Here is a 25736-nt window from a genome sequence, read left to right as displayed (position 1 = left end):
TCAGATGACAGAGTTAGATATTGCAATGTATTTGCGACAAACTAGAGTCATGATGCACGATGTCAGTATGCAATGGGAAACACCAATTGGTCCAAAACAAATTTTGTTGAATGACTATTTGAATTTAGATGTTAGTTTAAGTGAGCTAGCAGTTAAAACGCAGTCAGTGCTATTGAATGTGCCTGGACAACAGCCTTTGCGTGATGAACAAGAAATATTAGCCTTATATAGTCAGGCTTTTGTACAGTTTTTAACCATCAGTTTAAAACAACAGTGGACACACCTAATGGTCATGACTGATGAAGACATTGCACAATTTGAACGTTTTCCACAAAGGCATTTGGCACATCAATTTATGGGCATTAAGACGATGTTGCTCAATAGTTATCATCAAAAGCGACAAGCAGACTTCTCGCACGCTTGGCGTTCCTTTCTGAAATTGGGCTTAGTGGAGTTGAAAATTTCGCAACATGATCTTCATCTTGCAGTTCAGGAAAATTTTAATGACAACTATGCTTGATTCATTATGCAAATAAACGTACAATAGATGAGGCGGATGCATATTTGCTCCATCTATTTGATATGCAACTGTAGCACAACTGGATAGTGCACTCGGTTTCTACCCGAGCGGTTGTGGGTTCGAGTCCCACCAGTTGCATTGATATAGTCTTAGAAATGTTGATACAACAGCGTTTCTAAGACTTGTTTTTTATTTTTCAGTAAATTTATGGTACCTATTTCAGGCAATCAACTTGTTATCATTGAATTTGATCAATGATTAGGTTATAATATTATACGTTGTGTTTGTGGAATCTCACAAACTGCAACCACTCATGGCCTGTATTAAGTAATTCTTTGAATTCGCGGGTATTGGTGAGTCTAAGTTTTTACAAAAATTTTTATGGAGGTCTACAGACTCATGGCAGCATATGCAATCATTGAGAACGGTGGAAAGCAATACAAAGTTTCTGCCGGTGACGTTATTTACGTCGAGAAGTTGGATGCCGCAGAAGGTGACAAGGTTGTCTTTGACAAAGTTGTCTTCGCTGATGGCAAAGTAGGTGCACCTTACGTTGAAGGTGTTACTGTATCAGGAACTGTTGAGAAGCAAGGTAAGGAAAAGAAAGTTGTTACTTTCAAGTACAAGCCAAAGAAGCACTCACATGCTAAGCAAGGTCACCGCCAACCTTATACTAAGGTTGTCATTGACTCAATTGCCTAAGCCATCGGATAGGAGGATTTAAATCATGCAATTAAATTTGAATAACTTGACGATGCTTGCTCACCACAAAGGTGGTGGTTCATCAGCCAACGGTCGTGACTCAGCTGGTCGTCGTCTAGGTACAAAGCGTGCTGACGGTCAAGACATCAAAGCTGGATCAATCATTTACCGCCAACGTGGTACTCACATCTACCCAGGTGTTAACGTTGGTCGTGGTAACGATGATACATTGTTTGCATTGACTGATGGTGTTGTAAAGTTCGGTCGTTTGGGCCGTGACAAGCGCCAAGTATCAGTTGTATCTCGCGAAGAATACAAAGAAATCATCGCTAAGTAATTAGCAACTATAAAGAACTCTACTAATTTCGGTTGGTAGGGTTCTTTTTTATTGTTTTTTCACCGACTAATTCGTATAACTTAAGTTTCAATTGAGCCTGCTTTAACTTTTATGAAAGTTCGGACACATAGAATAATGATATTGAAATTACAGAAATTATTCGGAATGGGAGAAACAAAGATGAATTTTATAAAGCGAGCAGGGATCACTCTGTGGGCCCGTAAAGGCCGTACAATTTTGTTAATGATTACGGCCAGTGTTATTTTGATGTTTGTAATGGCAGGTTTGATTATTCAAAATGCGGCATTAACGTCGGCCAAAACCGCAACTAATTCTGTTGGATCAACAGTTACCTTGTCACAAAATCGTGAAAAAATGATGCAGAAGATGCAAAAGCAAATGTCATCCGCTACTTCATCAAGTAATCAGAAACCAACGTTTACTCAGGCAACGACAACCGTGACAAAGGTAAAAAAGATTGCGGCATTATCAAATGTTGCATCATACAATATATCGACGAGTACTTCCGTTAATGCGAGTGGCTTTAATGCAGTTTCAACAACATCTTCATCAAATCAAAATGGTATGGGTGGACAAATTTTTGGTAACTCTTCAAGTTCTGGAAACATTCAGGTTAATGGTGTCAGCACGACTGCTGGTTCATCAAGTTTTTCGGATAATACAGCGAAAATTATTAGTGGTCGTGGTATCAAGACCAGTGATGAAAATAAAAATAATGTTGTGATCGAATCTGAATTGGCTACAGCTAATAGCTTAAAAGTTGGTGATAGCATAAAAGTTGCTGATTCTTCTGATTCATCGAAGAAAACGTCGGTGAAGATTGTTGGTATCTATAAAGCTAAGACGACAACAAATGGATTCTCACGTCAAGATCCTTCAAATACAATCTATGCATCATATACGTTGTCAAACAAATTGGCAGGAACTGAGGGCAAGGTTTCAAATGTGACTTACACGATGTCAGATCCATCAAAGACACAGGCCTTTACAAAAGCTGCTAAGAAGATTTTGAACGATTCAGACATGACTTTGACGAGTGATGCTGCTGCCTATAAGGCGGCTGCCAAGCAAATGAAAGGCGTTGCTAGCTTTGCATCAAAGATTGTTTGGGTCGTTGCAATAGCCGGTGTTCTGATTCTAGGGTTGATTATTCTCTTAATAACACGGGAACGTCGTCGTGAAATTGGTATTTTAGTTTCATTGGGTGAAACAAAAATGAAAGTTGTTGCACAGTTATTTACTGAATTATTAATCGTTTTGGCAGTCGCATTAGGCATTGCAACTGCTGCAGGAACTGCAGTCTCAGGTCCAATTTCAAATAGTCTCGTGCAACAACAACAAAGTTCGCAACAATCTGCCATGAGTCAAGGTGCACCTGGTGGTGGCATGAATAAATCAGGTGGTCAAGGTCAAGGCAACCGCGCCCCAATGAATGGTGGTGGCATGAGAATGGCTGGAACAGCAAGCAAGATGACGAATATAAATACTGTATTAACACCGGGAGCAATTGCTGAGTTAGGTGGGATGGCAATATTAATCGCTTTGTTATCTGTTAGTGGTGCCGGTATTACGATTCTACGCATGAAACCAAAGAAAATTTTGCAGGCTGATTAGTCTGAGAGTGAGGAAATAACATGACATTAACCATAAAAAAATTAACGCATTGGTACACAGACGAATCGAATAAATTGTATAGTGATGTTAATCTTGAATTTGAGCCAAGTAAGTTCTATGCAATTGTTGGCGAATCGGGTTCAGGGAAAACAACGATTTTATCTTTTCTGGCTGGTTTAGATGCACCACGTGAGGGTGAAATCGCTATTGATGGTCAACCAATTAATGAAATTGGATTGACCAAATACCGACAGCATTATGTTGCCACGATCTTTCAGTCGTATAACTTACTGACATCAATGACGGCTTATCAAAATATTGAAACGGCGCTAGCGGTGACTGATTCTTCACATAAAGGTGATCGCCAGTATATTGTCGACCAATTAGCCCGGGTTGGTATTGATAAAGAAAAAGCATTTAAAAATGTTCAAAAGCTTTCTGGTGGTGAACAGCAACGTGTTGCAATTGTTCGTGCATTACTTGTTGATGCACCAATTGTAGCTGCTGATGAAGCGACCGGAAATTTAGACCATGAAAATTCAGAACTGATTGTTGATTTGTTTAAAGAATTGGCCCATGAATATGGTAAGACCGTCATATTGATTACTCATGATCGTGATATTGCAAAAGAAGCTGATGTTCAAATTGAATTAAAGGACCGTCGATTTACAGTTAAAGGGTAATTAGGTATTTATCAATGTTATGGTGTACGATAGAGGTAATCTTTCTACAGGAGGGTAGGATATGATCAATTTGTGGGTGCATCTCATGACGTGGGTAGTACTTATTATCGTTGCATCACTAGCCGTGTTTACCTCAAATAAGCGGGTAAGTGTCATTAGCATGATGATTGCACGTCTGGATTACATTGTGGCGATTGTAACAGGTATTGGGTTATTTCATTATGCTTATCAGTCAAACCCTATATTAACAATTGTGAAGGTGATTTTAGCGATTTTGTTGATTGGAATCGTCGAAATGAGTTTTGCAAAGAAAAAGCGACAACAATTAAACAGAAATTTTGCGATTGTCGTGATTGTGCTAATTTTGTTACTGGGATTATTTGGTATGTACTTAGCAAGTGGGTTCCCATTCTAAAGATTTATCTTGAATTAAATATCATTTGTTATGGCAAGAGTTTATTTTAAATTCTTGCCATTTTTTTCTGTAATCATCTAATCTTAAAAAAGTGAAATGGCCCGTGAAACTTGGCTTGCATATTGTATACTAGAACTATGACAAATTCTGCACTAGAAAAATTTAATGTCACCGCTTTGACGGAAAATCAAGTGGAACAATTAACAAAAATAGAAAATTATATCCAAAAACAATTGCAACAAGCGACTAATAGCGTCGTGGTTATTGAAGGTGCTGCGGGTACTGGGAAAAGTGTCATTTTAACAAAATTATTTGAAAAATTGCAGCGGGGTACCAAAGAACCTGATAGTGCTTACTATGGATTGAAGAATAAGTTTACTGTGAATCATCCAGAATTACTGAAAGTTTATCAGGAACTATCTGAGACGGTTACTAGTTTAAAAAAGAGTGACTATATGCGACCAACATCTTTAATTAATCAGGCGCATAAAAATAAACAACATTATGATGTGATTGTTGTTGATGAAGGGCATTTGTTACTTTCTAAATCAGAACCTTATATTCGCTTTAAACAGGATAATCAGCTGAGTGAGTTAATTAAACTGGCACGGGTTGTGATTGTTGTGTTTGATTTTAACCAGGTCATGCAATCAAAAATGTTTTGGAATCGCGCATTACTAGAAATGTGTCTAGCACCCTATCCACACCAAACTTTTGAATTGACCATGCAATATCGAATGCAAGCACCAGCCAGTGTTCAAACATGGATATCAGCATTGGCCTCAGGGACAATATTATCATTACCCAAAGATATGGGGCATTATGATTTAAGAATTTTTGAACGGGCTGCCGATATGTATGCAACAATTAAACAGCGTAATGAAGCAGTCGGTTTATCTCGGATGCTGGCGACGACTGGTTTTGTAAAACGTTCAGCAACTGAGCACAATGTCTATCTCGATGATTTTAATTTGCCTTGGGATGAATATGATGTTCAAACGACACCGTGGGCAGAACGACCTGCATCCATCAATGAAGTGGGATCAATATACACAATTCAAGGATTTGATTTAAACTACGCGGGTGTTATTTTAGGGCCACCATTTATGTATGATGAGGAAAACGACCGGATATTTATTGATACGGATAAAGTGACTCATCGTGAAATATATAAGAAAACACCCCATATCACTGATGAAAAAGCAATGGAAGAAATGAAGCAGTCAGTAATGTTTCATGTATTAAACATACTGTTAACCCGTGGCACAAGAGGTTTATATTTAACAGCAGCGGATGACAAATTAAGAAATCGTTTAGGGCAACTGTGAATGAAGCACAAAAAAGAGACTAAGAATAATTAGTTCTTAATCTCCATGCTTTGGACACAGGAAAACAGTTAGGGGTATTACGCTACCGTTATCCTGTATGAATTTAGTATACGCTAAACTTTGCTCAAAAGGTAACAAATTAGAAAATTATGTTGGAAAAAACGTTGCAACAGTGAAACAATTATTAAAAATAAGTGAGGTATCATGGTGAAATTTTTGACAGAAGAAGAGCTACAAAAGACTTTTGCGTTAGCCAATGATGCAGTATATTTTGCAACACCTGATGGTCAGACGAAGTATTATGGATTTGGTAAGCAGGCTGAATTAATTGGAGCTTCTTTTACCCAGGTAAAAACTTGGCTTGCAACGCTTAAAAACGATGAAAACAAACCAGTCTTCGGTGGCTTTGCCTTCGATGAACAGCAAATTGCAGATTCGGAATTGATGAATGGCTATTTTATGCAACCAGCAGTTGTTTATGATGTGATCAACCACGAAATGCTGGGTCTGCCAATTGATTTAGTTCGCCAGACAACAACTTTCGATACAAACGTTATGCAAATAACGGATGAAACGGATTGGCCATTACGGATTCAAACAGCAATTGAAGACATGAAACAAAATAAACAACATGAAAAGGTTGTGTTAGGACGACAACGTCAAGTTACTTTGTCAGATCCACTAGATGAACAACGATTACTTTCAAAGTTACAACATTCACAATCAACAAGCTATCACTTTGTTTTAAAGCATTGTGGCGAGCTATTTGTATCCGCAACACCGGAGCGGTTAGTTAAGGTTACAGGGGGCCAGCTATCAACAGCAGCTGTGGCAGGCACAATTAAGCGAGGCGCCGATGCAGTTAGTGATCAAGCCCTGGCTGATGAATTGTGGCATGATTCAAAAAATCGTGTTGAGCATGAAACAGTCGTTGCTGAGATTAAGGAACGATTGCAGGCCGCCAATGTAAAATCATTACAGGTACCAACTGAACCACAAATTTTGAAAACCCCACAGGTTCAACACCTATATACGCCGATTACTGGTCAATTAGCATCAGATTCAAGTTTGCTAGAAATTGCGGCTGAGTTACATCCGACGCCTGCATTAGGAGGAAAGCCACGTGATTGGGCACTTGCAGAAATAGCCCAGATAGAAAAAATGCCGCGAGGTTTATTTAGTGGACCCATCGGTATGATTACTATGGATGGTAATGGTGAGTTTATTGTTGGTATTAGATCGATGTGGTACCGTAAAAATCTAGCAACTTTATTTGCTGGAGCAGGCATTTTAGCAGCGTCTGATGCGCAGATGGAGTACCAAGAAACAGGATTAAAATTATTACCCATGATGAATTTATTGAAGGAGCAGATAAATAATGACTGACAGTTTAACACGCAATATTAAGCACTTACTAACATCACTTGTTTTACAAGGAGTTCATGATTTTGTTGTTTCGCCAGGATCAAGGACAACGCCTATTGCATTATTGTTAGCTGAGATGCAACAGCTTCGTGATGATGTTCGAGTAACAGTTGATGTCGATGAACGTTCAGCAGCGTTCTTCGCATTAGGTATTGCAAAAACTAGTCATCAACCGGTTGTTTTATTGGCAACGTCAGGGACAGCTACTGGTAACTATTTACCTGCTTTTATGGAGGCCAGTATCTCACATGTGCCTTTAATCGCACTAACAACTGATCGACCAACTGAATTGCAACAAGTTGGGGCGCCACAAACTGTCCAACAAGAAAATTTGTATGGACGCCATACGAAAGCATATGCAGCTATTGAAATGCAAGATGATCATGAAGATGTGACGGCATATATTGATTATCATGTTCAGGAATTAGTGGGGATGGCACTAACGCATCCAATGGGACCAATACAAATTAATTTACCACTGCGTAAACCATTAATGCCAAAATTGGCTGAATCATGGCCAACCGTGACACCACAAAGAATTTTAGTTGGTCAACGACAAGCTGGTTGGCAAAACACTCAAGCAATTGCAGCTCTGTTACGTAAGCCAAAAGCAATGATGTTATTGGGACCCGATGAAATTGGATGGGACATTGAAAAGTTAGAACAGTTAGCGGCACATTATCAGTTACCTGTTTTAGCTGATGTTTTAAGTAATTTCCGACCAAGTGAATATGCAATTAATGGGATTGACAGTCTATTAGCTGCTGATGTCATTGATGACTCATTGGTACCAGATGTTGTGCTACGTTTTGGTGGGACACCAGTCTCGGCAAAAGTGATTGCATGGTTACGGGATCAAGAAATTCCAGTTATTCAAATCGGTCAAGAACATGCTGGACACGACCATGGTCGTCATACACATACGACCGTTATTGCAGATCCTAATGCAGTCGTTTCGGATTTATTAGCTGAACCCGGAGTTAAGAATGCAGCTTTCTTAACTCAATGGCAAGAATTAACAAGTAAACTCATGGCAGTTGTCGCGGCAGAAAAAACAGATTCAATAGAGTACCAAGTACCTGCTGCTTTAGCCACTTTGCCTGAAAATGCCAAACTATTTATTGCTAATTCAATGCCAATTAGAGATATGGATAATTATTTTGTGCCAGAGCAACAAATTCAAATTGCTGCTAATCGGGGTGCAAATGGTATCGATGGCACGGTTTCATCGGCATTTGGTATGGCCATGTCTGGCAAACCAACCACGTTATTAACGGGTGATTTGACGTTATTTCATGATATGAACGGATTGATGTTAAGTCATCAGGCACATGTTCCAATGACAATTGTTGTCATCAATAATCAAGGTGGTGGTATTTTTTCATTTTTGCCACAAGCTGAGGCAGCTGCTTACTTTGAACCAATGTTTGGGACACCATTGCCTATTGTGATAGAACGGATTGCACGTTTATATGATGCAGAGTATAAATTGGTTGATCAGCTCGAAACGTTGTCAGAATTAATTCGTAAACCAGCCACACGACTACGAATAATCGAAGTACAAAGTGATCGTCAAAAGAACGTGACCGCACACCATGATTTAACAAGTGCAATTAAAGAGGCGCTGTCATGAGAAGAAAGGTCATCATAAATGGCTATGAATATGAGTTAGAAATTCAGGGGACAGGGAAACCAACTTGGCTTTTTTTCCATGGATTTATGGGGAGTTTAGCGGATTATCAAGGCATTACACCTACTGGTACTCGTATTTATATGAATTTATTAGGATTTGGTTCTAAGCTTAAAACAATCAAGCAACCCCAACGTTTTATGGGACATCAACAAGTGACAGATATTTGTCGACTCTTGGATAAACTGTCAATTAATAAAGTGAATTTAGTTGGCTATTCAATGGGCGCCAGATTAGCGCTTGTTTTTGGTCATACTGTCCCGAACCGAGTCGACCACTTAATTTTAGAAAGTGGTACAGCTGGCTTGGTGACCCAAGATTTGCGACAACAACGAATTATTGCGGATGGTCATAAGGCAGATCACGTTACGCAAGTTGGCATGTCAACGTTTATCCGTGAATGGGAGCAACTACCATTATTTAAAAGTCAAAAAAGAATGTCGGCTGCACAACAGTTATTTATGCATGAACAACGGCTAAACCAAAATGCACAAAATGTTGCTAATTCATTACGCTTTTTTGGGACTGGGGCGATGCCAAACTTATGGCCAGAATTAGCGTATATGCATATACCCGTTACTTTAATAACTGGTATGGATGATCATAAATTTACTCAGATTAATCAAAAAATGCAGCAACAACTGCCAAACGTACAATGGTGTCAAGTGCCACAAGCTGGACATAATGTTCATTTCGAACGACCTAATCAGGTGATTGATATTTTGAATGCAATACATCATTAGTTGAATAGTTGGGAGGTATTCGTTTTGCAGGTGCAACAAATAAAAATTTATCCACTATCCTTAACCTTGAAGTCACCATTTAAAACGGCTCATGGGACGACCTTGCAACGGCCAATAACATTGGTGGCAATTACTTTAACCAATGGTGTTACTGGCTATGGCGAGATACAGTCGTTTATAGATGATCAATATGTCCCTGAAACCCATTTGCAATCTCTGCAAATGGTTCAGCGAATGGCTAGACAGTTAATTTCGTTAGATTTTGACACGCCACAGATGGTTTCTAATTGGTTAACAAATAACAGTCATTTATCATTTGCAAAGTCAGCTGTTGAAATGGCTTTCTGGGATGCCTATGGCAAACAAGTCAAGCAGCCACTATGGTCAATGATTGGTGGTCAAGAAAAACAAATTGCTGTCAGTTCGGTAATTGGCATACAGGATAGTTGGCAGCAAACGCAAGCTGTTGCGAATAATTTGATTGGGCGGGGTTACCAGCGAATTAAAATTAAAATTGACCAGCAGACGGATATCACGAGTATAAAAAAATTACTAGCACAATTTCCAGAACAAATGTTTTCACTGGATGCGAACGCTTCATGGTCAATAGACGACATTGCACGTTTAAAAACGTTGGATCGTGCCGGGTTAGCATTGATTGAACAACCCTTTCCGGCTAGTGCATGGTTTGAACATAAAAGCGTCCAACAACAGCTTGATCAGTTACAATTGAGTTTGGACGAATCGTTAAATGGGTTAGCAGATGTTAAACGAGCCGTTACTGAGCACACCACTCGTGCGTTGACAATTAAACAAGGCAAACTAGGAGGCATTAATCAAGCGCACCAAGCAATTAATTTAGCAACGAAAGCCAAATTAAATCCATGGATTGGTGGCATGTTAGGTAGTGGCCTGGGTCGCGCGGTGGATTTGGCATTGGCCAGTCTACCAGGAGCGAACCATGTGCCTGCTGATAGTGCACAGTTTGATCATTATTTTGAAGCCGATATTGGTCTCGACTTACCTTACGTACATCAAGGATGTTTACCGCTACCTGAGCGTAATGGGATTGGCGTGGCAATTGATTGGCAGACTGTAGCGAAGTATTTAATACATGAACCCATCGTTTACCAATAAGCTAGTGTTACAATTTGATATAATGAAAGTAATATAGAAATGAGGGCTAATATGACTACGAGAATTGAAAATGTACGGCAAGTATTTACACCCTTAAAGATAGATGGGTTACTAGTTGCTAATGGGACTAATATGCAGTATTTAACAGGATTTACTGGCGGTACTGGGGATGGACTCGTTTTAATTGGTAAGGATAAGGCCGCATTGATTACAGATTCACGATATGAGGACGCATACCGTAATCAATTACCAGCAGGTGTTGAATTATTAGTCACCCGTAACTATTGGGGTGTGGCAATGGCTGCAGCACGTCGTTTTAAGATTGAAAAGTTGGGATTTGAAGATACATTAGCCTTTCGCGACTTTGATTATATCGATGAAAATTTTGTTGGCACTGACATTGCACCAGTTCCGGATTTAGTCGAAGCATTACGAGAAATCAAAGATGCTGAAGAGTTGAATAAGCTACGTCATGCTGCGGATGTTGCGGTTGCTGGCTTCAATGATTTGTTGTCAGAACTACATGTTGGGATGACTGAACGTGAAGTCGCTAATCAATTAGACTATAAGATGAAACAACATGGCGCCGACAAGCCTTCATTTGATACAATCGTTGCTTCGGGATACCGAGGGGCGTTGCCACATGGTACTTATTCAGATAAGCCAATTGCTCAAGGTGAATTAGTGACGATTGATTTTGGATATTATGTTGAGGGTTATACTTCTGATATTACGCGCACGATTGCTTTTGGTGAGCTAGATAACGAATCACAAAACATTTATGATGTTGTACTACGCGCACAAAAAGCAACGATTGCAGCTATTAAAGATGGCGTTTCGGTCAGTCATTTAGATGATGTGGCTCGTCAGATAATCACTGATGCTGGTTATGGTGAGCAATATACTCATTCGACAGGCCATGGTGTCGGTCTAGATATCCATGAAGGACCGATTCTTTCTGGTCATGTACCAGCAGAAGAGCAGATTAAGACAGGTATGATTCTAACAATTGAACCAGGCATTTATGTTACCGATAAAGGTGGCGTTAGAATTGAAGATGATGTTATCGTAACGCCGGATGGCTTTGAAAACTTAACTGAGGGCATCACAACAGATTTGATTGTGATTGATAGATAAAATATGGCATTAGAATATTTAACTTTTTATCAAGGTAATTTAGCAACTGGCTTCGATTATATTTATGCAAAGAAAGTTGAAAATCATGCATTCTATATTAATGCACCGGCTAGCCTTGATGCAGCAATTATGGATATCACAGCAGAGAGTTTCGATTTTTCACAAGAAAATCAACGTAATATTTTGACTGATAAAGATTTACGACAATTCTCATCGGTTTGGCAAAATATTACTTTTCAATGGCCGAATATTGAACGCCAACTAGAATTAATAACTGCCGATTGGCAGCCAGAATATCAGCAACAATCCCCTGGTCCTGTAAAAGAATGGGGATTGACAGTAAAGCGGGATAATGAAGAAAAACCATACCAAATCATTGGTTATAATGATTATCCAGAAAATTTTTCGCAGTTTGTACAGTGGCTAAATAGTTATGCGGGTGGTAAATTGCGTTAAGAAAAGGGGCTGACAATGGAATTTTTTATTGCAGATACACATTTTTATCATGAAAAATTATTATTAAGTGAACATTTTTCACCACGCCCATATAATAATTTACCAGATGAACATGCTGGTTTGATTGATGCTTGGAATCAACGTGTTGATGAAAAGGATACAGTCTATCATCTTGGTGATATCGCGATGATGAACCACGTCCGTCCCGAGAAACATGCGCATGAACTGGTGGCCGATATCTTGAATCAACTAAAAGGACATATTGTTTTTATTAAAGGAAATCATGATTCGCGATCGCTATTTAAGTATTTGGCAGCACATAACCCGGTTTTAGCTGATGGCAATGCAAAATTTGATTTTGAAGATGTGGGGCGTATTGTCAAAGCCAATCATCATCAATTTTTCTTAACGCATTACCCATTGATTCTTGGACAAACGCAAAATAGTATTAATTTGCATGGCCATATTCATCATACGATGGTTGCAATCCCCGAGAATATTAACGTTGGTGTTGATAGTGCCGACTTGGATTATCTGCCAGCTGATAAAAAGCTAATCTGGGGTAGTCCACTATCTCTAGAAGAAGTTGAAGTGATTATGCAACGTAAACATGACGATTTTGCAAAACGGAGGTGAAAGAATGTCGGATCAAATAGCAATTTTGCATACGAATGACTTGCACTCTCATTTGGAACGCTGGCCAAAAATTCGCCGTCATTTATTAACTCGTAAACGTCAATTAGTCCGCGATGGACATAGTGTTTTAACCTTTGATATTGGTGATTTTATGGATCGTCAGCATCCGTTGACAGAGGCAACATTTGGTCAAGCAAATATTAGTTTAATGAACGAAATTGGCTATGATGGTGTGACCATTGGTAACAATGAGGGACTTGGGTTAAACCATGATCAGCTTAACCATTTATATGACGAGGCAAATTTCCCTGTTATTTTGGGAAACTTACGTGATCGTCAAACTAATGAATTACCTGCCTGGGCAATGCCATATCGTATTATTACCACTAATAAAGGGACCCGTATTGGCGTTCTGGGATTTACAGCGCCATTCGAGTTGACTTATCCATTACTAGGTTGGACACCTGAGCGCATTGATATCGCCTTAGCAAAGATATTGCCTGAATTAGCAGGTAAAACTGATTTTAATATATTACTTTCTCACCTTGGGTTGCCAATGGATCGCTATATTGCGGAGCGATATAGTGAGATTCAAGTGATTATTGGCGCCCATACCCACCATTTACTCGATCATGGTGAAAAGCATGCTAATTCATTATTAGCGGCCGCTGGTCGTTATGGTGATCATATTGGACGAATTGATATTGAGGTTGAAGATGGTAAATTAGTTAGCATGCAAGCACGCACAATTGTAACTGATGATTTGCCAGCTGTTTATGGTGATGCTATCGAAATTAATGGTTATCAAGCAAGCGGTGAGGAGCAACTAACGAAACAGGTAGTCGCAACATTACCGGAAGATTACCATATGGAATTAGATTTTGATCATCGGCTGATTGATTTGGGCTTAGCAGCACTAATGGCCCGTACTAAAACCGATATTGCTATGTTATCGACAGGTATGTTTTTAAATGATTTACCAGCTGGTGTCGTGACAGCCAATGATTTGCATTCTCTATTACCGCATGCTGTTCATCCGATGCGGACAATTTTACAGGGACGTGAGTTATGGCGATTAGCTCATGAAATCATGAAAAATAATCGTTTTTTGGAAAATCATCGCTTAAAGGGGATGGGATTCCGTGGTAACCTATGGGGTCAAGTCGTTTGGTCAGGGTTAACGATTGATGAAAATGGTGATGTCTTTATTCATGATCAACCAATTGATATGGCAGCTTACTATACGATTGGTGGATTAGATCACTATTTGTTCATTCCATATTTCCCAACTTTGGAAATTATGGGCCAAAATACATTGTCATACGATACTGTATTAAGAGAAGACTTTGCAAATTATTTACATAAAGAATTTGCACCATAATTATAGAAAGAAAAAACTATGAATCGAGAACGTATGAAAGAATTGGCTGATGCCCAATTTATTGAGCGTCAAGCTAGCACAGCAATTACTACGGGTGATACACCAGAGGATATTTTTATTAATGAACGTCCTTATCGATTAGTAAAAGATTATCGGGAAGCTTATGATCAACAAAAAATGGCAGCTCGTTTTAGTGACTTCTTAGAAAAATATGATTTTATTGTGGGAGATATTGCGGCAGATCAACTACGACTACAAGGGTTCTACAAGGATGGTACAAAAGGCATCGCACGTAGTCAACAAATATCAGCTTTGCAAGATTTTTTGTATGAGGAAGCCAATTTTGGCGCACCGTTTTTTGTTTTAGAAAATTTGGCACCTCATGAAGTTGTTGATGTTGAAGAAAAAGAAAGTACTAAGTCTAAGAGACGTCGTCGCCAACATCGTCATAGTAGTAATGGATCGGCAAATAAAAAGCATGCCAATAAACAGCAGAATCATGGTGGTACGCATCATGAAAATAAAAAGCATAAAAGTACGCCAGTGACGAAAGAACGGATCAATTCAGGACACAATCCTGAAAAGCATGTTGCAAACCGTTCAAATTCGGTTGCTACTTCTGGTTCAAAGAAACGTCGCCATTTTCAAGTAAGGGAACGTTCAAAAAATAAAACAAAGGATAAGGCATAATATGGCAACACACTACGATGGATATTTAATTGATCTAGATGGTACGATTTATCAAGGAACGAAACAATTTCCTAGTGGCCGTCGTTTTATTAATCGTTTAGCGGCTAGTCAAACAAAATATTTATTTGTGACCAATAATTCGACGAAAACACCTGAGGCGGTTGCTGAAAATTTAACCAATAATCACCAAATTCCAACAACGCCAGATCAGGTTTATACATCTGCCATGGCATTGGCTGATTACTTAGAAAAATTTGATCAAATTCATCGTGTATTGATGATTGGAGAAGAAGGATTAGAACAAGCCTTATTAGCCAAGGGCTTTGAGCTAGTAACTGAAGCACCTGCTGATGCAGTTGCAATTGGCTTAGATCGAGCGGTTACTTACGAAAAAATTCTGCAAGGTACATTGGCTATCCAACAAGGCGCCATGTTTGTTGCAACTAATCCGGACACCAATTTGCCAACGGAACGGGGGATGGTGCCCGGTGCTGGTTCAGTGGTTGCCTTTTTGGCAACAGCAGTCAGACCTGCACCAATCGTGATTGGTAAGCCGGAGCATATCATTATGGATGGTGCGCTAGATAAATTACAAATTAAACGTCATGAAGCAATTATGGTTGGTGATAACTATAATACAGATATTAAGGCGGGTTTGAGTGCGGACATTGATACATTACTAGTTTATTCGGGTGTTTCGAAAAAAGATGATGTATTAAAACAAGCCAAACAACCAACACATTGGGTTGATTCATTAGATGATTGGACCATTGAAAAATAACATTGACGAATCGTCAGTCTGGTTAGTAAAAAAATAGCTAGTGCTGGCGTTTTATTTTTGCTGTTGCGCCATAATCATGGCAAATTAAAACATGTCGGGGATACCTTGATGAAAAAGATTATCTTTCGTTTAACGACAATGGGTGTTTATGAGCAGACGACCTATTTAGGTAAGTGGACTGATGCAACTAATCAAACCATGTACCTAAAATTTCGCGGTACGTGTGAGTCACTTGGTCCAAATGGGTACATGCAAATTATCGATGACGGATTTGCAAAGAGTAATCCGATGAAGTGGATAATTTTAACAAAGATTTGGGCATATAATTGGGCGGAGTTATGTCACATCACAGTATGTCAGTCTGATCGATGGCGTGAATTGAATGATAGTGCCGTGTGGTGTGAACGTCAGTGTTATGGCATAGCGGATCAATCGTTCGCATTAAAACCAGCAGATTTGCGTACAATTTATTTAAATCAAAAACACCTACCAATTGATAACCAGACAATTTGGACAGTGAGCGAAGAGTATTTATACGGCTGTCAAATCATAACGTATATGTTGACTCAGTACTGTCAACTAACTATCTTGAAAATACGCTCAGTTGAAACTAATCAGTGGGTAGGACAACGAATGATGGTGACATCTAGTAAACCGGTGTTTATATCAATTGGCTTATCAACCAAAGATGAGTGGATAAGTAATAGTCCATTACGAAAAAATGGGAAACACGTTTTTTATGAGGCACATGATAAACTAGTAATAGAAACGCAATTATTTAAAAAAACATTTGGTCATCACCGTCAATTATGGGAAGATTACTGGCAATTATTTGATATTAAATGGGAAACAGGTTATCGTTGGGCAAGATTATATCGTCGTTTAATGTATGAAGTACATTTCGTAAAATCAATTGCAGAAATTCAACAATTATTATGGGCACCACCATTAGACGTTACCGGAGATTTTAATTGTTTGACTTGGCAATGTGACTGGGTACCAATTCTTACTGGGTTTTGGCAGCAACTAATTGGTGGTTGCTTTGTTGATGAACGATTAGTTATTGAAAATTGGCCACGATTACCTTTATTAGGTAGGCGTGAATTAACGTTTGACCGTGATGGACAAAAAATAAAAATCAGGCAAACAAACCAGCAAATGGTCGTGCAACCAAGCAAACCATTAACCGTGATGAGTCAGCACCGGAAAATACAATGTTCACGACAATGTTGGACGGTTATTTGGGAAAATTATTAAATGTAAAGGAAAAATTTACAAAAAATAGGTATCACATTTACAAAGATTAGAGATAATAAATATATGGTCATAGCAAAATAAATTTAGGAGGCGTTCACGAATGAAACGCAATTGGTTGATAAGTGCTGCAATCGTGGTTGTTGCTGGCTGCCTATTAACATTTGGTTACGCAACGCGACAAAAAAATAGTGGCGTGAATATCACTGCAGTTGGTTCGACAGCATTACAGCCACTAGTAGAGGCAGCAGGAGAGGATTTTGCTGGTAAAAATCTTGGCGTTTATATTAACGTACAAGGTGGTGGTACAGGTACTGGATTAGCACAAATCCAATCCGGTGCCGTTGACCTGGGAAACTCTGATATGTTCGCTGGTGAAAAGGACGGTATCAATCCGCAAAAGCTAGTTGATCATAAGGTCAGCGTCGTCGGTATATCACCAATGATTAACAAAGAAGCACACGTTGATCATTTAACTAAAAAACAATTAATTGCAATTTTTACAAAAAAAGTGACAAATTGGCGCCAGGTTGGTGGTGCTGATTTGCCAATCATACTTATTAATCGTGTGACTGGTTCTGGTACACGAGCTACTTTTGAGAAGTGGGGTCTTGATGGTGCTAAATCAGCGGATTCTCAAGAACAAGATTCCTCAGGAACTGTTCAATCAATGGTTAGTTCAACGCCAGGAGCCATCTCGTATGTCTCATTTGGATACTTGAATAAGTCAGTTATTTCACCAAAAATTGATGGTGTTGCTGCTACAAATGAGAATGTTATCTCAGGAAAGTGGCCAATTTGGTCCTACGAGCATATCTACACGAAAGGTCAACCAACCGGTGAAGTCAAGAAATTCCTCGCTTATATTGATTCAGAACATATTCAAAAAACACTTGTTCCAAAGTTAGGATATATATCAATTCATGATATGAAAGTTTCTCGCGATGAAAATGGTAAGTTAAATAAAGTAGATTAAGGAGTTTAGGCCATGGATTTAATCCGTGAATCATTATTAAAGAAGTCAAAGGCTACTAAGAAAGATCAATTCGGTCGCGTAATTACTTTTTCAGCATTGTTATTGATCGTAGTTGTTGTTGTTTCTATTTTTTGGTTTGTCGCCTCAAAAGGTTTGGCAACATTTTTTACTAATAAAGTTAATCTTTGGGATTTCTTGACTGGTACAAAATGGGCCCCTGGGCAAAAAAATGCGCAAGGACAACCTTTAACTGGTGCTTTACCAATGATTACTGGATCATTTTTGGTAACCCTAATTTCAGCACTGGTCGCAACACCATTTGCGATTGGAACAGCTGTCTTTATGACAGAAATATCACCTAAACGTGGTGCCAAAATTTTAGGCCCAGTTACTGAACTGTTAGTTGGTATTCCTTCAGTTGTATATGGATTTATTGGTTTATCAGTCGTTGTACCTGTTATGCGTCACATTTTCGGTGGCTCTGGTTTTGGTATTTTAGCTGGTGCTATGGTGCTATTTGTTATGATTTTACCTACAGTAACATCAATGACTGTAGATACATTAAAATCTGTGCCCCGTCATTATCGTGAATCCGCATTGGCGCTGGGAGCTACTAGATGGCAAATGATTTATAAGGTTATCTTGCGGTCAGCCACACCAGGAATTTTAACAGCCGTTGTTTTCGGTATGGCGCGGGCTTTTGGTGAAGCATTGGCCGTACAAATGGTTATTGGAAACGCACCTTTAATGCCCAAAGGATTAACAGCCCCTTCATCAACATTGACTTCGATATTGACGCAAGGTATTGGAAATACAGTGATGGGGTCATTAGAAAATAATGCATTGTGGAGTTTAGCGCTTATTTTACTATTGATGTCGTTGATCTTTAATATCATTATTAGAGCAATTGCAAAGAAGGGAGCGATATAAGATGTTAAACCCAAAACAAAGTGATAAATTAGCAAGTGCTATCTTGTACGCAATTGCTGGATTAGTCATATTGATATTGGCAGCATTAGTGGGCTATATTCTTGTACAAGGTGTACCACACTTGTCATGGCACTTTTTAACGGCACCGTCATCTTCATTTACAGCTGGTGGTGGTATTGGTGTGCAATTGTTTAATTCGTTTTATCTACTGATTATTACAATGATCATTTCCTTTCCAATTGCTTTGGGAGCTGGCATTTATCTACATGAATATGCAAATCAAAAGAGTCGATTGATTCAGCTAATTAGAACGGCAATTGAGATTCTTTCTTCACTGCCTTCAGTAGTTGTTGGGTTGTTTGGTTTCTTGCTATTTGTTGTTCAGTTTAAGCTAGGATTCTCGATTTTATCAGGAGCCATTGCACTAACTTTCTTTAACTTACCGCTATTAACGCGTTCAGTAGAAGAATCTTTGCGGAGCATACCTGACTTACAAAGAGAGGCTGGTTCTGCATTAGGATTGTCACGTTGGGAAACAGTTGGTCACATTATTCTACCGGCTGCCGTGCCATCTATTGTTACAGGGGTTGTTCTTTCAGCAGGACGTGTGTTTGGAGAAGCTGCTGCTTTGATATATACTGCTGGGCAATCAGCACCAGCTTTGGACTTTGCCAACTGGAATCCATTCAATACGGCTAGTCCATTAAATATTATGCGACCAGCTGAAACTTTAGCCGTTCATATTTGGAAAGTTAATTCGGAAGGAATTATGCCTGATGCAACAGCAGTTTCAGCCGGGGCTTCTGCCGTTTTAATTATTGCCGTGTTGCTATTTAACTTTTTAGCACGGTTCTTAAGTAGCGTTCTATACAAACGCTTGACTGCGACAAGATAGAAAAGAGGATTGGTATTTATGGCAGCAGGATTAAACTTAACGGGTGAACAACCGGATCGTCATATTTATCATATGAACGAAAATGAGCATGAAATTGCTCTGTCTACAAAAAATTTACAAGTTTATTATGGTGATCATTTAGCATTACAAGATGCCGATTTATCTTTTGAAAGATTTAAGATTACATCATTGATTGGGGCATCTGGTTCAGGGAAATCAACTTTTTTGCGTTCATTAAATCGAATGAATGATGATGTTGCTACGGTAAAGGGGAATATTATGTACCGTGGTTTAGACATTAACTCACAAGATATTGATGTGTATGAAATGCGAAAACATATTGGCATGGTCTTTCAACGGCCAAACCCATTTGCAAAGTCAATTACTGACAATATTACATTTGCTCTAAAGCAACATGGTATGCGTGATAAAGAAAAATTAGCAGAAGTTGTTGAAACATCTTTAAAACAAGCTGCGTTGTGGGATGAAGTGAAGGATGACTTGAAAAATTCAGCCTTATCTTTGTCAGGTGGTCAACAGCAAAGATTAGTTATTGCTCGGGCAATTGCAATGAAGCCAGACATTTTATTATTGGATGAGCCTGCTTCAGCATTGGATCCAATTTCAAGTGCTAAAATTGAAGATACATTGATGGAATTAAAGAAACAATATACGATTATTATTGTGACACATAATATGCAACAAGCTAGTCGTATTTCGGATTACACAGCATTCTTTCATACTGGTAAAGTGCTTGAATATGATTTGACGAGAAAGATATTTACACGTCCTAAGGTACAAATGACCATTGATTATGTAAATGGTAACTTTGGTTAAAAAGGGAGCTAGAAGATGACACAGAAAATTTTAACAACTGAGAATGTTCATCTTTATTATGGGAAAAAAGAAGCCTTACATGGTATCAACCTTGACTTTAATAAAAATGACATAACAGCTTTGATTGGTCCATCTGGTTCAGGAAAATCAACTTATTTACGTGCTTTAAATCGTATGCATGATTTAACAGATTATGTGACTGTCAATGGTACTTTCATGTTTAATGGCAATGATATTTATGCACCGAATACAGATACAGTTGCTTTACGACAAAAAATTGGTATGGTCTTTCAACAACCTAACCCCTTTCCATTTTCAATTTATGATAATGTTGCTTTTGGTGTTCGAACGGCTGGGAAAAAAAGCAAAGCTGAACTAGACGAAATTGTTGAAAAATCTTTGAAACAAGCAGCCATTTGGGATGAAGTTAAAGATAATCTGCACAAATCTGCACTATCAATATCAGGTGGTCAACAACAACGTGTGTCGATTGCACGTGCATTGGCAACTAATCCAGAGATTTTACTACTTGATGAACCAACTGCTGCCTTGGATCCAGGGTCAGCTAGTAAAGTTGAAAATACAATGATGCAATTACGCGATCAATTAACGATGATTATTGTGACGCATTCAATGGCGCAGGCATCTCGTATATCTGATAAGACTGCCTTCTTTATGGATGGCGAGTTAGTTGAATTCAATCATACAAAGAAGATTTTCTTAGATCCTGATAAACAAGAAACACAAGATTATATATCAGGACGCTTTGGATAAGTTGCTTCTTAGGGTATGATAAGAGAAACAGTAGAAAGGAAATATTGGTATGCGACAGTATTTTGATGATGAATTAGCAGACTTAGATACATCCTTTAAAGAAATGGGGTTACTTGTTTCTGAAACTTTAGATGAAGCTGTACAGGCGTTTTTAGATCATGATCGCGTTGTCGCCCAAGACATTATTGAACGTGATAAGGCCATCAACCAGCGCGAAATCGCAATTGAGAAGAAAAGTTTTGAAATGATTGCCTTGTATCAACCAGTAACAACTGACTTGCGTGAAATTATGACGGTTTTAAAAGCAGTGTCTGTTTTGGAACGTATCGGGGATAACGCACGAAACATTGCCATGTCAACTATTCATGTTAAAGGTAATAAGCGGGTTGCTGAAATTGAAGAGACAATTGGTAGTACTGGTTCAGTCGTTGCCAAGATGGTTTCGCAAGTATTAGATTATTATGTTAATGATGATGCCGTAGCAGCTGAGGGAATATCTGAAGTCGCTTCAGGGGTTTCGGATGCGACGAGACATATTCGTGAGCTATCGATTGATGCCAGCAAGGCTGATCCTGAACAGGTAACGGCGGCTACTGACTATTTAGTGGTTGCTGGCTATCTAAAGCGCACGTCTGACTATGTGACGGATATTGCTGAATGGATTATTTATAAGCGAACAGGAAAGATTGTTGAGTTAAATCCTGGGACATCTTCATTCATCTAATACCATATAATATTAAAACAGTGAGCTTAAATCTTGGTTCGCTGTTTTTTGCTATTTCGGTTAAAATGGATGTGAATGAATGGAGGGCACGATGCAAACAGTGACAAAAGTGACTCGGCAGCGTCGAATGGGACGCTACAATATTTATTTAGATGATGAGTATGCCTTTGCAGTTGATGAGAAAATATTAATTACATATAATTTGTTTAAAGGGGCGACCTTAGATGATGCAGCCATTGAACAAATAAAGTCAGCAGAATTTAGCCAGAAAGCTTATACAAGAGCATTAATTTATGCAACTGGTCAAATGCGTACCAGTCAGCAAGTCTATCTTAAACTGAAAGAACAAGGATATGACCAGCAAATTATTAAGGACGTAATCAGTCGTTTAAAGGACGATCATGTTCTTGATGATGTCACATATGCTGAGACCTATGTTGATCAAGCAAAGTCAGCAGGTAAGTTAGGTCCACGAGGTGTGAAATTTAAATTACAACAAGCAGGTATTGATCAATTTGTGATTGAGGATGCATTAGCTGCATATACGATTACAGATCAAGTTGATGCATTGGCAGAACGGGTTGGTCAGTTGTTAGAAAAAAATGCCCGTCATTCAACATTCCTGGCAGAACAAAAAACGCAGCAAAAATTGCTACAACAGGGTTTTGACCAGCGCCTCATACAACAAGCAATCAGTGAACATCGGGCAATTGAAGCGCCTGATGCTGATCAAGAATGGGAAAATCTAGATCGTGATGCGACGATAGCAGCAAATCGCTACGCTTCATTTGAAGGATGGGAATTTAAAAACAAATTAAAAGCGGCCATGTATCGTAAAGGCTATGATTTAAATTTAGTTGATCGGTGGTTAAAGCAAAGAGACTAAGTTGCCAGTGTTTTTTAACGTCTCGCGTGATACAATGAAATAGAAAAAAATTTGGTGAAATTCACAGAAAGCTCAAAATAATGAAAGATAGTCGATTACCACGTGAAGGCGACTTCGTAACTATTAAGAGCTACAAGCATGACGGGAGTTTACATCGGACTTGGCGTGACACGATGGTGTTGAAAACCAGTGAAAATGCAATAATTGGCTTAAATGATCATACATTAGTGACTGAAGATGATGGTCGCCGATGGGTGACAAGGGAGCCAGCAATTGTCTATTTTCATCGTAAATATTGGTTCAACATCGTTGCGATGATACGTGAGAATGGCGTGTCTTATTATTGCAACCTTGCATCCCCATTTGTGTTGGATAAAGAAGCGTTGAAGTATGTCGATTATGATTTGGATGTGAAAGTCTTTCCAAATGGTGAGAAGCGTTTGTTAGACACAGACGAATATGAATTACATAAAGCACGTTGGCATTATCCAGCAGATATTGATTATATTGTGCGTGAGCATGTCAAAATCTTAGTCGATTGGATCAATAATCAGCAAGGACCATTTTCCGATGCCTATATTGACTTGTGGTATCGACGTTATTTAGAAATTAAACGTCGAAATAGTCAACAATAGTTGTCATAATATAACTAATTAAGACTACCGATTCAAGGCAGTCTTTTTTTGTGTCAGAATGATAGGGAGAACTACTGACGGGTTGTATCAGTGTATTGCGTTGCAACCGGGCCTATTGAAACAAATGATAATATTAGTTATACTGAATTGTTAAGTTTTTTAAAAATAATATAAAAAAATAAAAAGGCGATTAATTATGGCATCATTAAAAGAAGCAACGCAAACGCGACGTACATTTGCTATTATTTCTCATCCGGATGCCGGTAAAACGACAATTACAGAGCAGTTATTAAAGCTTGGAGGAGTTGTCCGTGAGGCTGGTACCGTTAAGGGACGTAAAGGAAACTTTGCCAAATCTGACTGGATGGAAATTGAGCAAAAACGTGGTATTTCTGTGACATCATCAGTTTTACAATTTGACTTTGATGGTAAGCGCATTAATATTCTGGACACACCAGGACACGAGGATTTTTCTGAAGATACTTACCGAACACTCATGGCAGTTGATTCAGTTATCATGGTGGTTGATTCAGCAAAGGGAATTGAACCACAAACTAAAAAATTGTTTGAGATTGTTAGTGAACGACATATTCCTATTTTCACTTTCTTTAATAAGTTAGATCGTGATGGTCGTGAACCATTGGACTTGGTGGATGAACTAGAGTCAACTTTAGGCATTAATGCTTATCCGATGAATTGGCCAATTGGTTCTGGACAAATCTTAGCTGGATTATTTGACCGTTACCATAATAATGTGGAAGTTTATCGACCAACTAGTGAGGCCGAACGCTTTTTGCCACTTAATGAGGAAGGTGTTGATTTAGCAACACCAAATGCTATTCAGAATAATTCGCTCTGGGACGAGACTCGTGATGAAATTGAGATGCTCCAAGATGCGGGTAACCAATTTGATGAATCAGCCGTTATGAGTGGAAAATTGACACCAGTTTTCTTTGGTTCAGCGTTGCAGGGATTTGGGATTGAAACCTTTTTGCAAACATACATGCAATTCGCACCAGCTCCTGCACCTAAGCATACGATTACTGGTGAAGCAATTGCACCAGATAACGAGCAATTTACTGGTTTTGTCTTTAAAATCCAAGCAAATATGAATCCGAACCATCGTGATCGTATTGCTTTTCTGCGTATTGTGTCCGGTCAGTTCGAACGTGGTATGGATGTGACCTTACAGCGTACACAAAAGAAAATCAGATTAGCAAATGTGACTCAGTTTATGGCTGATACTCGTGAAAATGTTGAAACAGCCTATCCAGGTGATATTATTGGTATTTATGATACTGGGAATTTCCAAATCGGCGATACGATATACGCTGGTAAACATGAAGTCACGTTTGAAGAATTGCCAACATTTACACCTGAATTATTCATGCGCGTACATGCAAAAAATGTTTTGAAGCAGAAGTCATTCCATAAAGGGGTTACGCAGCTGGTTCAAGAAGGAACAATTCAAATGTATACGGCTTGGGATTCCGGAGACTATATTATTGGTGCAGTTGGAGCATTGCAATTTGAAGTGTTCCAATTCCGAATGGAGAATGAATATAATACCGAAGTCTCATTAGAAACTATGGGATCTAAAATTGCTCGCTGGATAGATCCAGAGCAGTTGGATCCAAGAATGGCTTCTTCACGAAACCTACTTGTTCGTGACCGACATGAAAAGCCAGTATTCTTATTTGAAAATCAATTTGCTGAACGTTGGTTTGCAAATAAGTACCCAGATGTTAAATTGGAGGCAAAGTTATGACGTTAATGTTACCTGTTATGCCAACGAATTGGCTAATGGGAGCATTGGTATTTTCCGTGATATTATTAATGCCAACAGCAGTTTACTTTGCTGGTCATTTGGCATTAAAACGGTTTCCAAAATTATTCAATGCATTACATTGGCTATTTGGGGCATATTTAATATATGTAATTGTTGCCGGAATGGTAACGTTGCTAGTTAGCTAAAAATTAAAACACTTGTGATCAATTACAAAAGCCAATGGCGCTGTTTGTTAATCACAAGTGTTTTTTATTTTATATTAAAAAACAATGAAATTATTTTATTCAAAATTAGAAAATAAATATTTTTTTATAATATATCATTGACGCTACCTGCCATA

At 38.7% G+C, this 25736-nt stretch carries 28 protein-coding genes, 1 tRNA gene and 1 other annotated feature; all 29 genes read left to right on the top strand.

Annotated features, from left to right (window positions below; all coding sequences use genetic code 11):
- Positions 1–4: 4 nt before the first annotated feature.
- The 29 genes from QRX23_RS07340 to QRX23_RS07200 all read left to right on the top strand — a co-directional run bounded on the left by QRX23_RS07340 (position 5) and on the right by QRX23_RS07200 (position 25581).
- Complete coding sequence (locus QRX23_RS07340; protein ID WP_002827796.1) at positions 5–520, top strand: hypothetical protein; 516 nt, start codon at positions 5–7, stop codon at positions 518–520.
- A 64-nt stretch (positions 521–584) separates the two neighbouring features.
- Positions 585–658: transfer RNA gene (locus QRX23_RS07335), tRNA-Arg, on the top strand.
- Positions 659–815: 157 nt separating this feature from the next.
- Positions 816–891 (top strand) — a sequence feature (ribosomal protein L21 leader region).
- 28 nt (positions 892–919) lie between these two features.
- Positions 920–1222, top strand: a complete 303-nt coding sequence (rplU, locus tag QRX23_RS07330) for a 50S ribosomal protein L21 (RefSeq protein WP_040760485.1) — start codon at positions 920–922, stop codon at positions 1220–1222.
- A 25-nt stretch (positions 1223–1247) separates the two neighbouring features.
- The gene (rpmA, locus tag QRX23_RS07325; RefSeq protein WP_002827793.1) at positions 1248–1559 is read left to right on the top strand and encodes a 50S ribosomal protein L27; all 312 of its coding nucleotides are present in this window, start codon (positions 1248–1250) and stop codon (positions 1557–1559) included.
- Between the two features lie 180 nt (positions 1560–1739).
- Positions 1740–3194 carry an ABC transporter permease gene (locus QRX23_RS07320; RefSeq protein ID WP_330155165.1) on the top strand — a complete coding sequence of 485 codons (1455 nt, stop codon included), beginning with the start codon at positions 1740–1742 and terminating at the stop codon, positions 3192–3194.
- 20 nt (positions 3195–3214) lie between these two features.
- Complete coding sequence (locus QRX23_RS07315) at positions 3215–3877, top strand: ABC transporter ATP-binding protein (protein WP_002827774.1); 663 nt, start codon at positions 3215–3217, stop codon at positions 3875–3877.
- Positions 3878–3938: 61 nt separating this feature from the next.
- Entirely contained in the window at positions 3939–4292 is a 354-nt protein-coding gene (locus tag QRX23_RS07310) for a YisL family protein (protein WP_330155164.1), read from the top strand.
- 137 nt (positions 4293–4429) lie between these two features.
- Entirely contained in the window at positions 4430–5620 is a 1191-nt protein-coding gene (locus QRX23_RS07305) for a DUF2075 domain-containing protein (RefSeq protein ID WP_330155163.1), read from the top strand.
- A gap of 204 nt (positions 5621–5824) precedes the next feature.
- Positions 5825–7006: an isochorismate synthase gene (locus tag QRX23_RS07300; RefSeq protein WP_330155162.1), complete on the top strand. Its 1182-nt coding sequence runs from the start codon at positions 5825–5827 to the stop codon at positions 7004–7006.
- Complete coding sequence (menD, locus tag QRX23_RS07295) at positions 6999–8678, top strand: 2-succinyl-5-enolpyruvyl-6-hydroxy-3-cyclohexene-1-carboxylic-acid synthase (RefSeq protein ID WP_330155161.1); 1680 nt, start codon at positions 6999–7001, stop codon at positions 8676–8678. The genes QRX23_RS07300 and menD overlap by 8 nt, the downstream gene beginning before the upstream one ends.
- Positions 8675–9478, top strand: a complete 804-nt coding sequence (gene menH / locus QRX23_RS07290; protein ID WP_330155160.1) for a 2-succinyl-6-hydroxy-2,4-cyclohexadiene-1-carboxylate synthase — start codon at positions 8675–8677, stop codon at positions 9476–9478. Before menD ends, menH begins: the two co-directional genes overlap by 4 nt.
- 30 nt (positions 9479–9508) lie before the next feature.
- Positions 9509–10615 (top strand): o-succinylbenzoate synthase, encoded by a 1107-nt coding sequence (gene menC / locus QRX23_RS07285; protein WP_330156132.1) that lies wholly within the window; start codon positions 9509–9511, stop codon positions 10613–10615.
- A 39-nt stretch (positions 10616–10654) separates the two neighbouring features.
- On the top strand, positions 10655–11752 hold the full coding sequence (locus tag QRX23_RS07280) for a M24 family metallopeptidase (protein ID WP_330155159.1): 1098 nt from the start codon (positions 10655–10657) through the stop codon (positions 11750–11752).
- Between the two features lie 3 nt (positions 11753–11755).
- Positions 11756–12208 carry a hypothetical protein gene (locus QRX23_RS07275; RefSeq protein ID WP_002827765.1) on the top strand — a complete coding sequence of 151 codons (453 nt, stop codon included), beginning with the start codon at positions 11756–11758 and terminating at the stop codon, positions 12206–12208.
- 15 nt (positions 12209–12223) lie between these two features.
- Positions 12224–12844, top strand: a complete 621-nt coding sequence (locus QRX23_RS07270) for a metallophosphatase (protein WP_330155158.1) — start codon at positions 12224–12226, stop codon at positions 12842–12844.
- 4 nt (positions 12845–12848) lie between these two features.
- Complete coding sequence (locus QRX23_RS07265; RefSeq protein WP_330155157.1) at positions 12849–14225, top strand: bifunctional metallophosphatase/5'-nucleotidase; 1377 nt, start codon at positions 12849–12851, stop codon at positions 14223–14225.
- An 18-nt stretch (positions 14226–14243) separates the two neighbouring features.
- Complete coding sequence (locus QRX23_RS07260; RefSeq protein WP_330155156.1) at positions 14244–14915, top strand: YutD family protein; 672 nt, start codon at positions 14244–14246, stop codon at positions 14913–14915.
- Position 14916: 1 nt separating this feature from the next.
- Complete coding sequence (locus tag QRX23_RS07255; protein WP_330155155.1) at positions 14917–15696, top strand: TIGR01457 family HAD-type hydrolase; 780 nt, start codon at positions 14917–14919, stop codon at positions 15694–15696.
- Between the two features lie 108 nt (positions 15697–15804).
- The gene (locus QRX23_RS07250) at positions 15805–16953 is read left to right on the top strand and encodes a hypothetical protein (RefSeq protein ID WP_330155154.1); all 1149 of its coding nucleotides are present in this window, start codon (positions 15805–15807) and stop codon (positions 16951–16953) included.
- A 100-nt stretch (positions 16954–17053) separates the two neighbouring features.
- The gene (locus QRX23_RS07245) at positions 17054–17926 is read left to right on the top strand and encodes a phosphate ABC transporter substrate-binding protein PstS family protein (protein ID WP_330155153.1); all 873 of its coding nucleotides are present in this window, start codon (positions 17054–17056) and stop codon (positions 17924–17926) included.
- A gap of 12 nt (positions 17927–17938) precedes the next feature.
- Complete coding sequence (pstC, locus tag QRX23_RS07240) at positions 17939–18856, top strand: phosphate ABC transporter permease subunit PstC (RefSeq protein ID WP_330155152.1); 918 nt, start codon at positions 17939–17941, stop codon at positions 18854–18856.
- A gap of 1 nt (position 18857) precedes the next feature.
- The gene (gene pstA, locus QRX23_RS07235) at positions 18858–19751 is read left to right on the top strand and encodes a phosphate ABC transporter permease PstA (RefSeq protein WP_330155151.1); all 894 of its coding nucleotides are present in this window, start codon (positions 18858–18860) and stop codon (positions 19749–19751) included.
- 72 nt (positions 19752–19823) lie between these two features.
- The gene (gene pstB / locus QRX23_RS07230) at positions 19824–20588 is read left to right on the top strand and encodes a phosphate ABC transporter ATP-binding protein PstB (protein ID WP_330156131.1); all 765 of its coding nucleotides are present in this window, start codon (positions 19824–19826) and stop codon (positions 20586–20588) included.
- Between the two features lie 15 nt (positions 20589–20603).
- Positions 20604–21362 carry a phosphate ABC transporter ATP-binding protein PstB gene (gene pstB / locus QRX23_RS07225; RefSeq protein ID WP_002827753.1) on the top strand — a complete coding sequence of 253 codons (759 nt, stop codon included), beginning with the start codon at positions 20604–20606 and terminating at the stop codon, positions 21360–21362.
- Between the two features lie 49 nt (positions 21363–21411).
- Positions 21412–22086, top strand: coding sequence for a phosphate signaling complex protein PhoU (gene phoU, locus QRX23_RS07220; RefSeq protein WP_330155150.1), 675 nt, complete (start codon positions 21412–21414; stop codon positions 22084–22086).
- Positions 22087–22177: 91 nt separating this feature from the next.
- Positions 22178–22972: a RecX family transcriptional regulator gene (locus QRX23_RS07215; protein ID WP_040760478.1), complete on the top strand. Its 795-nt coding sequence runs from the start codon at positions 22178–22180 to the stop codon at positions 22970–22972.
- 80 nt (positions 22973–23052) lie between these two features.
- Positions 23053–23607, top strand: a complete 555-nt coding sequence (gene ntdP / locus QRX23_RS07210; protein WP_002827750.1) for a nucleoside tri-diphosphate phosphatase — start codon at positions 23053–23055, stop codon at positions 23605–23607.
- A gap of 196 nt (positions 23608–23803) precedes the next feature.
- Positions 23804–25375 (top strand): peptide chain release factor 3, encoded by a 1572-nt coding sequence (locus QRX23_RS07205; protein WP_002827749.1) that lies wholly within the window; start codon positions 23804–23806, stop codon positions 25373–25375.
- Positions 25372–25581: a hypothetical protein gene (locus tag QRX23_RS07200; RefSeq protein ID WP_330155149.1), complete on the top strand. Its 210-nt coding sequence runs from the start codon at positions 25372–25374 to the stop codon at positions 25579–25581. The genes QRX23_RS07205 and QRX23_RS07200 overlap by 4 nt, the downstream gene beginning before the upstream one ends.
- The last annotated feature ends 155 nt before the right edge of the window (positions 25582–25736 follow it).

Origin of the sequence: Weissella paramesenteroides (assembly GCF_036327715.1) — a bacterium.
GTDB lineage: Bacteria > Bacillota > Bacilli > Lactobacillales > Lactobacillaceae > Weissella > Weissella paramesenteroides.
This window is presented reverse-complemented; position numbering and strand designations above follow the sequence as displayed.